The sequence below is a fragment of the Nocardia sp. NPDC058497 genome (assembly GCF_042720195.1).
In the GTDB taxonomy this organism is placed as follows: domain Bacteria; phylum Actinomycetota; class Actinomycetes; order Mycobacteriales; family Mycobacteriaceae; genus Nocardia.
Map to the genome: position 1 here is coordinate 1 of NZ_JBHXMY010000204.1, position 9,559 is coordinate 9,559.

The 9,559-nt window shown below is 69.3% G+C and carries 10 protein-coding genes and 1 pseudogene; 2 read left to right on the forward strand and 9 right to left on the reverse strand.

Features of this window, described 5'->3' with window-relative positions:
* The 9 genes and pseudogenes from ACFWPJ_RS15835 to ACFWPJ_RS15875 form a co-directional block, all read right to left on the reverse strand.
* Nucleotides 1-398, reverse strand: a pseudogene (locus ACFWPJ_RS15835) (hypothetical protein); the annotation flags it as partial.
* Nucleotides 395-1,474 carry an NAD-dependent epimerase/dehydratase family protein gene (locus ACFWPJ_RS15840; RefSeq protein WP_378851857.1) on the reverse strand — a complete coding sequence of 360 codons (1,080 nt, stop codon included), beginning with the start codon at nt 1,472-1,474 and terminating at the stop codon, nt 395-397. The gene ACFWPJ_RS15840 and the pseudogene ACFWPJ_RS15835, both read right to left, overlap by 4 nt.
* 155 nt (nt 1,475-1,629) lie before the next feature.
* A complete protein-coding gene (locus ACFWPJ_RS15845; protein WP_003402602.1) occupies nt 1,630-1,731 on the reverse strand; it encodes a 30S ribosomal protein bS22 in 102 nt (33 codons plus the stop codon).
* A 187-nt stretch (nt 1,732-1,918) separates the two neighbouring features.
* Nucleotides 1,919-2,188 carry a helix-turn-helix domain-containing protein gene (locus tag ACFWPJ_RS15850; protein ID WP_378851878.1) on the reverse strand — a complete coding sequence of 90 codons (270 nt, stop codon included), beginning with the start codon at nt 2,186-2,188 and terminating at the stop codon, nt 1,919-1,921.
* Nucleotides 2,189-2,350: 162 nt separating this feature from the next.
* Complete coding sequence (proC, locus tag ACFWPJ_RS15855; protein ID WP_378851860.1) at nt 2,351-3,169, reverse strand: pyrroline-5-carboxylate reductase; 819 nt, start codon at nt 3,167-3,169, stop codon at nt 2,351-2,353.
* A gap of 222 nt (nt 3,170-3,391) precedes the next feature.
* Complete coding sequence (locus ACFWPJ_RS15860; RefSeq protein WP_378851862.1) at nt 3,392-4,267, reverse strand: thioesterase family protein; 876 nt, start codon at nt 4,265-4,267, stop codon at nt 3,392-3,394.
* Between the two features lie 85 nt (nt 4,268-4,352).
* On the reverse strand, nt 4,353-5,219 hold the full coding sequence (locus ACFWPJ_RS15865; protein ID WP_378851864.1) for a sugar phosphate isomerase/epimerase family protein: 867 nt from the start codon (nt 5,217-5,219) through the stop codon (nt 4,353-4,355).
* Between the two features lie 15 nt (nt 5,220-5,234).
* Nucleotides 5,235-7,106 (reverse strand): hypothetical protein, encoded by a 1,872-nt coding sequence (locus tag ACFWPJ_RS15870; RefSeq protein ID WP_378851867.1) that lies wholly within the window; start codon nt 7,104-7,106, stop codon nt 5,235-5,237.
* On the reverse strand, nt 7,103-8,086 hold the full coding sequence (locus tag ACFWPJ_RS15875) for a hypothetical protein (RefSeq protein WP_378851869.1): 984 nt from the start codon (nt 8,084-8,086) through the stop codon (nt 7,103-7,105). Before ACFWPJ_RS15875 ends, ACFWPJ_RS15870 begins: the two co-directional genes overlap by 4 nt.
* A 65-nt stretch (nt 8,087-8,151) precedes the next feature.
* Here ACFWPJ_RS15875 and ACFWPJ_RS15880 point away from each other — a divergent pair, with 65 nt between their 5' ends.
* Both ACFWPJ_RS15880 and ACFWPJ_RS15885 read left to right on the forward strand, forming a co-directional pair.
* Nucleotides 8,152-9,030 (forward strand): hypothetical protein, encoded by an 879-nt coding sequence (locus tag ACFWPJ_RS15880; protein WP_378851872.1) that lies wholly within the window; start codon nt 8,152-8,154, stop codon nt 9,028-9,030.
* Nucleotides 9,031-9,100: 70 nt separating this feature from the next.
* Nucleotides 9,101-9,430 (forward strand): hypothetical protein, encoded by a 330-nt coding sequence (locus tag ACFWPJ_RS15885; protein ID WP_378851875.1) that lies wholly within the window; start codon nt 9,101-9,103, stop codon nt 9,428-9,430.
* Nucleotides 9,431-9,559 lie beyond the last annotated feature (129 nt).

The following is a 9,559-nucleotide window of genomic DNA, read 5'->3' on the forward strand; positions in this document are numbered from 1 at the left end:
GTGCCGGCGTGGTTGGCGACGATCAGCGCGCCACCGGTGGCCGGGATGTTCTCGATGCCCGCGACCTCGACCCGGAACCAGAAGTCCGACAGCGGCCGCAGGGCGGGCAGGATGACCGACTCGAGCAGGTGCTCGTCGTAGCCGAACTCGTCGACCTGGTAGTCGCCGGTGAACCTGCGCCGCGCGAATTCCGCGGCGTTCTCGATCTGCGCGCCGACGGCGTCGCGGACGATGTCGGACAGGCTCCTTGGCGGCAGGGTCGGCATGCCGGGCCTGCGTTCGCTCAGCGAGGTGACCGGGGTGGCCTGCACCGGCTGGTCGGGCCAACGCCGCGCCGGTGGTCGTTGCCGGGCCTCGACATTCACGTCGAGACGAATTACTTTCGCTCCCTCGTTCATGTATGCGCTCCCGAACCGGCCCCGATGAGGCCGAGCAGTTTGGTTTCCGCGGCGTCGATCCATGCCGGATCGAAGACGGGCCGCAACGCTGCGCCCGCGATGAAATCGTCGAATGCCTGGACCGAGGTCCAGCGTGGGGTGAAACCGAGTTCGGTCCGCATGCGGGTCGTGTCGAGCCCGCAACCGAAGTAGAAGTAGTCGGGTTGTTCACTGCTGAATCCGCGCATGACCGGGCCCATCAGCGTGCGCCCGACTGTGCGGAAAACGAAGAACGGCACCGGCGCGACTATGCGCCCTGCCCGGCGGATCGCCTGCGACATGGCCAGCGCGCCGTCGCCCGCGATATTCACGGTGCCGCCGTGTGCGCGTAATGCGGCGTGCACCAGGACGGCGACAGCGTCTTCCTCATGCAGTAATTGCAGCCTGGCTTCGCGACCGAGCACGGTGGGCGTGATCGGCGAACGCAGATATTGCACGCCGCGATCGGCCAGCCGGGGACCCACGATCGGCGCGAAACGCAGAATCGATGCGGAAATATCGGGCCTGCGCCGCGCCATTCCGCGCACCAGCGCTTCGATATCGATCATGTCGCGCGCAAACCAACCGGGCGGTGGGGTACGCGCGCCCATTTCCTCGGTGAATTTCGCCGGGTCCTTGGCACTGCAGCCGTACACCGCCGACGACGACCGGACGACAACGCGCCGCACCGACGGCGCCTTCTGACACACGGCGAGCAACTGCATCGTGCCGAGGACGTTGAGATCCTTCATCACCGCGCGACCGCCACCGGCGGGCGGACGGGTGAGCACGGCCGCGTGCACGACGGTGTCGACGTCGTTGCCCTCGACGACCTTGCGGATCAGCGGATTCCTGATGTCGGCGCGCACGAACTCGGCGCTGCCCATGCGACGGCGGAGGTCCCGGCTCGGGGTCATCGTGTCGACGGCGATCACCCGCTCGACACCCGGTTCCGCGGCGAGCCGGGACGCGACGTTACTACCGAAGAAGCGGCTGGCACCGGTGACCAGAACTACCTTCGGTACGTGTCGTTCCCGTGTGTCTGAACTCGGTCCCACTCAAAGCCCCCTGCGCTTCTCATGTTTTCCCGCGTACCAGAGTAGCCGCATTCGCGCCACCCACCGACACGATCAACAAGCTTTTAACACTGACGCTGTAAGAACACACAAGCCCGCCACCTCCGAAGGTGACGGGCTCGCGTAGGCACGCGGGCTTACTTGCCGAGTTTGCGCCGCTGAACACGCGTGCGGCGAAGCAGCTTGCGGTGCTTCTTCTTCGACATACGCTTGCGGCGCTTCTTGATCACAGAACCCATAGGGTTTCCTCGCGTTTCTCTACTCGGCATACACACGCGGTGTCGCGTGCGTCGTCTGGTGCCCGCGCCGCCGGGGCGCACCGGACACCACGAAGCGGTGCCACCGGCAGGCGGACACGAACCGAGGGTTCATGCTACCGGGACACCCGAGCAGCGACGAAACCGCCCTTCTACCTGGCGGGCTGGTTCAACCGGCGTCGAAGTACGACGTCTCCAGGTAGTCGTGCACCGCCTTCGCGTGCACCCGGAACGAGCGGCCGACCCGCACCGCGGGCAGTTCACCCGAGTGCACGAGCCGATACACCGTCATCTTCGACACCCGCATGAGCTCGGCGACTTCGGCGACGGTGAGAAACTGCGTGCCACCGCCGATCACCGGTTGTCCCTGCGTGGAGCCGGCCCGCGGACCGGATGAACCCGATCCACCGCCCGACGCCGGTGAATTGCTTGCAGACATTCTGTTCGCAGACATCATGGCACCATTGACCTCCGGCACGTCCGCGCCACCGGCTTCCCCACCGGCGGAACAGACACGCACGTGCTTCTACGAGCTTAGCGGGACCAGTGGGATTACTGCGACGGGTGTGAGAAATCGGTTTTCATCCCGGGTACCCGATCGTCATTCGTTCGACGCGCCCTGTTCCGCGGAGCGTTGCTTGGAGGCGTGCAGCGCCTCGATGAACGCCGACCGCAGCGCACCGCGCTCGAGCACCCGCAGCGCCGCCGCCGTCGTGCCGGCGGGCGAGGTGACCGCGGCCCGCAGATCGACCGCGCTCTGCCCGGTCTCGTCCAGCAGCGCGGCCGAGCCGATCATGGTCTGCACGACCAGCTGGCTGGCCACATCGCGGGTCAGCCCCAGGCTCACGCCCGCATCGATCATCGCCTCGACGACGAGGAAGAAATACGCCGGTCCCGAACCCGACACCGCGGTGACCGCGTCCATCTGGGCTTCGGGCACCGTGGCCACCTGACCGACGGCCTCGAGCATCTCGCCGACGAGCTCGAGCTGCTCGGCGTCGGTGTAGCGGCCGGCGGAGAGCACGCTCATGCCCTGCCCGACCAGCATCGGCGTATTCGACATGACCCGGACCACCGCGAAGCCGGCGGGCAGCTTGGACTCGAGCCGCGCGGTGGTGACACCCGCGGCCAGCGAGACGAGCACCTGGTCGCGGCCGGTGTCGAGGTCGGCCTTGGACAGGTCGGTGAGCACCGAGTCGACATCGCCCGGATTGACCGCGACGACGACGATGTCGGCACCGACGACCGCGTCGGCGACCGATCCGGTCACCCGGATCTTGAACCGCTCGGCGAGCTGCGCCGCCCGCGCGGCGACCGGCTCGACGACGACCAGATCCTTGGTCGCCCTGCCGGATTCCAGCAATCCGGCGACCAGCGCCTCACCGATCCGCCCGCCACCGACCACCGCAATTCTCGTCATGAGACAAGGCTAAGCGGGACAACCCGGTCAGCCCAACGCAGCCCGCCCATCCCGCCTCTCCGCGTACTTAGGCCGTACGAGTAGGAGCCGCTCGGCTACGTACAGGTCCTGCGTAGGAAGGTACGTCGGTCGAGGTGGTTGGGGAGTTACCCATGTGCTCGCGTGATCAGTGCGTTACGTCGGTTCTCGCGTGATGTGTGGGTAACCGCAGAGACGGACTGTCTAAGTACGCGGAGAGGCGGAGGGGATCAGCGCCAGCTGGCGGCTCTGGGCCACGACGGCGCCGGTGGAGTCGATGACCAGCTGGTCTTCGTCGAACATGCGCTCACCGACCTCACGGGCGGTCGCGATGACGCGCAGCCAGCCGGGGGCGGGGATGCGGCGCAGGTAGGTGGTCATCTGGACGGTCGGCGACCAGCCGAAGTGGCCGAGGTTGATCGGCACCGGCGGGCTCATGTCGGCGGCCATCATGGCGAAGGCGGCGCGCACGCGCGGGTCGGCCTCGTCGCCGTCGAGCGGGCGGATCCACAGCCGGGCCCGGGGCGGGCCGGTCTCGCCGCGGGCGAAGTCGGCCCAGGTCGCGTCGAGGAAGACCCGCGACACCTCACCGACGTGCACGATCTTGCCCATCGGCGAATCGGGGGTGTACTCGAGCGCGGCGGCGTCCGGCTCGGCGGGCATGTCGGTGCCGGTGTCGCTGAAGCGGGTGCCGTCGGCGTCGAGGTGGCCGAAGGTGAAGGCGGTGCGCACCAGCGTGCGCCCGTCCTGGATCAGCTCCGCGTCGGCGAGGCAGATCTGGCGGCCCTTCTTGCGGATGTGCACCGCGTACTCGACCTCACCGGGCTCGGGGGCGCCGAGGAAGTCGGAGCTGGCCGCGATGGGCGCCATCTGCGCGAGCGCGGGGTCGGCCTCGGTGAGCCAGCGGGTGGCCGCGGCGGCGCTGGCGGCGACCATGGTGCCGCCGTGCACCTTGGGACCGATGGTCCAGGTGGGCGCGATGATGCCGACGTAGCGCCCGGTCTCGGCATCGGTGGTGGGGAGCTCGGTCAGGTCGACCACCTGACTGAACGGCGCGTCGGTCGCGAGTTCTCGCGTCATCGTCACTCCTGGTCGCTGTGCAACGGCAATTCGTACAGCGTACAAGCAGGCCACGGCGACCACCATGGCGCGGCGGTGTGATGTGTCAGGTGCGGTCGGCGTGGGTCGCGCCGGTGAGGTGCCTGCGCGCGAAATCGAGGGTGCGGCCGAGCAGCGCCGAGCGCTCGGCGGTGGTCCGCGCCGTCTGGGTGTTGATCTCGGCCACCGCGTGCCCGGTGAAGCCGGTGTGCACCAGGTACTCGCACAGCTGCGCGCACGGCTGGGTGCCCTCGCCGGGGACCAGGTGCTCGTCGTGGGCGGCGCCGCGGCCGTCGGCCAGATGCAGGTGCACCAGGCCGTCCCCCATCCGCCGCGCCAGTTCCAGCGCGTCGGCGCCCGCGGTCGCGGTGTGCGACAGATCGAGGGTGTAGTGCTCGAAACCGATGTCGGTGGGATCGAACGACGGGCTGAACGCGCTCACCGCCCGGCCCGGCCCCGATCGGCGCTCCAGCCTGCGCACCGCGCCCTCGCGGAACAGCGTGTCGGCCCGCATCGGGAACATGTTCTCGACCGCGACCTTCACCGGATAGCCCGCCTCGAGCTCACCGACCTGGTCGGCGAAGCCCTTGGCGTAGCGGCGCTGCCAGCGGAACGGCGGATGCACCACGACGGTGTCGGCGCCCAGCGCCTGCGCGGTCCGCACGCTGCGTTCCAGCTTGGCCACCGGGTCGGCGCCCCACACCCGCTGGGAGATCAGCAGACACGGCGCGTGCACGGCGAGCACCGGAACGTCGTAGCGCTTGACGTAGGACTGCACGGTCGCGATGTCCTGGCTGGCCGGCTCGGCCCACACCATCAATTCCACACCGTCGTAACCCAATTCGGCCGCGTAGCGGAACGCCGCCTGCGTGTTCTCCGGATATACCGACGCCGTCGACAGCCCGATTCCGATGTCCGCCCGCGTGTTCCCCACAGCCCACTCCCTGCTTCAGCTGGTACTGAGGAGAAAGGCTAGCGGTCCCAGCGTCACGAAGACGCCTACGACGACAGCGATCACAGTGCTGAAGATGTCGTCGGTGCGGCGCAGCACCCGGACCAGGGCGACGAGTCCCAGGATCACGACCATCGCGAGGGCGAGCGCCACCCACGGCAGCGTCTCCCACATCGTCTCGAAACCCTTGAACAGCAACATGCCCGCGACCGCCGCGCCGACGCTCTGTCCGGCGAGGATCAGCCACTGACGGCGGTTGGCGTCGTCGGTGGCGGTGCGCGCGGAGCGGGCGCCGGCCCGGCCTGCCGCCAGCCGGCCCGCCGCCAGCCGGCCTGCCGCCACCCGGCTCGCACCCACCCGGCTCGCGGCCATCCGGCTCGCGGCGCGCGACTTGGCCCGGCGCGCCACCTTGGACGCGGCCGCCTTGGTCGCGGCCCGCCTGCTCGCCCTGGTCGGCTTCGGCTCGGGCTCGTAGTCGTCGTCGTAGTCGTCTTCGTCGTCGTACTCGCCGTCGTCGTATTCGGCGTCGGAGTAGTCGTTGTCGGCGTAGTCGCGGTCGACGTAATCGGACTCGGCGTAGTCGTCGGTGTCGGGGTCGGCGCCCGGCTGCTCGCCGCCGACGCGATAGACCTCGGTGCGCGCGTCGGCGTCGTCGGCGCGCTGGCGCAGCAGGTCACCGGCCACCGACTGGCCGGAGATCAAGGGCTGTTCCTGGCTGACCGGCGACCACGCGGCCGTGGCGAACCCACCGCTGTCGGGTGCGGACTCCTCGGCGTCGGGACGATGCCTGCGTGCCGACCACGACGGCAGTCCGCCCTTCTTCCCTGCCTCGGACCGTCGGCGATCCAGCGACGGCCGCTGATCGGCCTCCGGGGCCTGCGGCCAGCCGGTCCCCCGCGCCTGCGGGGCGTCTGACGGTTCGAAGGCCTGGGTGGCGTTGTCCTGGCGCCGGCCGAGAGCCGCATCGACGTCGGCGAAACCGCCGAAGCCGGGGACCGAATCCGGACGTGGCCCGAAGGCAGGTCCCGCATCCGGGTAACCGCCGAAGCCCGGCGCATCGGCGCCCGGATAGCCGTTGAACGGTGGCGCGTCCCGGCGGCCGTCGAAGGCACTCGGGGGCTCGTAGTCATAGCCGGCAGGCGTATAACCGGACGGCTCCGCGACAGGCACGGCGGCGGCTTCCTCCGCGGCCTCGGCGGCCCGCCTGCGCGCGGCGCGACCACCGGTGACCGGCGGCGCCTGCGGCGGCTCGGGGACCTCCTCCGGATCGGGCCTACGACGACGGCCACCGGCGGCCCCCGGCACCGCGGGCAGCGCACCGGAGCCGAACATCTCGGCGATGCCGGGATCGACCGGCTGCGCCGAACCGGGCGCGCCGAGCCTGCCCGGACCACGCCCGTTGGGGCGTGCCGAGGTGTCGCGCGCCTCGGCCCGGAACGGACCGAACGGATCCGACGACGGGCGCGGGCCCGCCACGCCGAGCGGATCGTTCGGGTCGGGAGCGGAGAACCCCGAATGGGGATCGAAGCGGGTGATCGGCCCTGACATCGGCGAGAACGCCGGCTCGGCCGGGCCCGGCGGCGGATACGGCGCGGGCTCATAACTCGCGGGCGGTGCATAGCTCGCGGGTGGTTCGTAGCTCGCCGGTTCCGGCGCGGGATGGTAGGTCGGAGCGGCCGGTTCGGGCGCGGGCGCGGCGTGCGAGTTCGGCTTGACGGCCGCGTTCTCACCGGTCAGATCGTTGACCGAGAGCCCGCGCCCGCTGCGTCTGCGACGGCCACCGCCACCTGAGGGCGGCGAGGCGCCCTGCGCGGCATTGCGCGCGAGTAGTTCGGCGACCGATAGCTGTTTCGAATCCTCACCACTCATGCCGACTCCGCTCTCGCCACCGCTTCGGCCGGCGGCAGGATGACCGGGCCGCCATTGGGCTCGGTGTCCAGTTTGCGCAGGATCAGGCCTTCGCGCAGCGCCCATGGGCAGATCTCGATGCTGTCGAGCGACAACGCCCGCATACTCGCCTCCGCGACCAGTGCGCCGGCCACCAACTGCTGGGACCGGTCCGAACTCACACCTTCCAGCTCGGCGCGGTCGGACGCGGTCATCCGGGAGATGAACGCGATCAGCTGGCGCAAACCGGAGCTGGTCAGTGTACGGCGCACCCGCGGACCGGCGGCCGAGGGTGCCGCACCGGTCAGCCTGGCCAGCGAGCGGAACGTCTTCGAGGTGCCGACGGCCAGCTCCGGCTTGCCCGGCTCGAGCAGGGTCTTGCCCGGCCCGACCAGTTCCGCGTCGAGCCAGTCGCGCAGGACCGCGATCTTGCGCTTGCCCGGTGGATCGTCGCGCAGCCACTCCCTGGTGAGCCTGCCCGCGCCGAGTTGCAGCGACAGCGCGACGTCGGGTTCCTCGTCGCCGCCGTTGGACATCTCCAGCGAGCCGCCGCCGATGTCGAGATTGAGGATGCGACCAGCGCTCCAGCCGAACCAGCGGCGCACCGCGAGGAACGTCAGCCTGGCCTCGTCCTCGCCGGAGAGCACCTCCAGATCGACACCGGTCAGGGCGCGAACCCGGGCCAGCACTTCCTCGGAATTGCTCGCCTCACGCAACGCCGAAGTCGCGAACGGCATCAGCTCGACGCACCGGGAACTGCGGGCCAGATCGGCGAACTCGGCGATGGTGGCGACCAGCCGCGCCTCGCCCGCCTCGGTGATCCGCCCGTCGCCGTCCATGTTCTCCGACAGCCGTAACGCCGACTTCGACGAGCTCATCGGCATCGGGTGTCCACCACGATGCGCGTCCACCACGAGCAGGTGAACGGTATTGCTTCCGACATCGAGAACACCAAGCCGCACAGGAATACGGTACTTGGTGATCCCGTCCTACAGGTCAGGCGACTGAACTGTTAGCGTCATAAGTTGTGACCGAAGGCGCATCTGGTTCCGCGGAGACCGGGCTCCGACCTGGGCGAAAGATCGATCCGAGCCCCGAGGTCGAGCTCGACTTCCCGCGCGAATGGATCGAGTTCACCGACCCAGCAAACGACGAGCACCAGATCGTCGCCGACCTGACCTGGCTGCTGTCGCGCTGGTCGTGTGTATTCGGCACACCGGCCTGTCAGGGGATCATCGCCGACCGCCCCGACGACGGGTGCTGCTCGCACGGCGCCTTCCTCTCCGACAAGGACGACCGCAAGCGCCTGGCCGGTGCTGTGAAGATGCTCACACCCGAGGACTGGCAGCTGATGGGCGAGGCCACCGAGAAGGGCAAGGTGGTCAAGAAGGGTTACCTCGAACTCGACGAGCTCGAGGACGAACCCGCCCTGCGCACCCGTCGCTTCGACGGCGCCTGCATCTTCCTCAACCGCCCCGGTTTCGCCGCGGGCCCCGGCTGCGCGCTGCACATCATGGCGGTGCGCAAGGGTATCGAACCGCTCGAGGTGAAACCCGACGTCTGCTGGCAGCTGCCGATCCGCCGCACCCAGGACTGGGTGGAGCGGCCCGACGGCGAGCAGATCCTGCGCACCGTGGTCACCGAGTACGACCGGCGCGGCTGGGGTCCCGGCGGCCTCGACCTGGATTGGTACTGCACCGGCTCCCCCGACGCGCATGTCGGCGCCAAGCCGGTGTGGCAGTCCTACGGCCCGGAACTGCGCGAACTGCTCGGCGCGCCCGCCTACGAGGAGCTCGCGCGGCTGTGCCGGCGCAGGGAGGGACTCGGCCTGATCGCGGTGCATCCGGCGACGGTGGAGGCGGAACGGATCGGCGCCGAGGATCGCATTTCGGATCAGTCAGCGTAAAATCCTCGCTACCTGGTGGTTCATCTGTAGGTCGTGCACATGTCATCAAGATCGGGTTGGATCGCTGTTCATGTCGAAGAAAGTGCTTTCCCTGGCGACCCTCGTGATCGGCGCCACCCTCTCCATGACCGGCCTGGCCAACGCCGAGCCGAACGGTGATCCGGCCGCGTACGCCGACTTCACCTCGAGCTTCGTGAACTACACCGACCCTGCCGCGCTCGACGCCGCCAAGAACGGCAAGTTCATCATCGTCAGCGCGACGGGCACCTCGACCACCATCGCCTGCCGCGGCAACGCCGCCGACGTCCCGATCTACGACTGCATGCAGGAAGACGCCTTCGGCTGGATCCCGCTCAAGAAGATCGACACCCCCATCGGCGTCGCGTGGAGCGCGCTGTAGGCAGTACCGCCTCTCCGCGACTCTTGGCCAGATCTAGGCGCGGGGAGACCCGGGTACGCGGCTGGCGGTCAGGAGGTCGAGCGAGTTAGCCCGTACCCGGTGAGTTACCGATGTTCTCGCCGGATCAGT

Coding starts and splice junctions, on each gene's coding strand:
- ACFWPJ_RS15860 (WP_378851862.1), bottom strand. CDS start 4,267: ATGACGCGAGAACTCGCGACCGACGCGCCGTTCAGTCAGGTGGTCGAC.
- ACFWPJ_RS15850 (WP_378851878.1), bottom strand. CDS start 2,188: ATGTCTGCAAGCAATTCACCGGCGTCGGGCGGTGGATCGGGTTCATCC.
- proC (WP_378851860.1), bottom strand. CDS start 3,169: ATGACGAGAATTGCGGTGGTCGGTGGCGGGCGGATCGGTGAGGCGCTG.
- ACFWPJ_RS15870 (WP_378851867.1), bottom strand. CDS start 7,106: ATGAGTGGTGAGGATTCGAAACAGCTATCGGTCGCCGAACTACTCGCG.
- ACFWPJ_RS15845 (WP_003402602.1), bottom strand. CDS start 1,731: ATGGGTTCTGTGATCAAGAAGCGCCGCAAGCGTATGTCGAAGAAGAAG.
- ACFWPJ_RS15885 (WP_378851875.1), top strand. CDS start 9,101: ATGTCGAAGAAAGTGCTTTCCCTGGCGACCCTCGTGATCGGCGCCACC.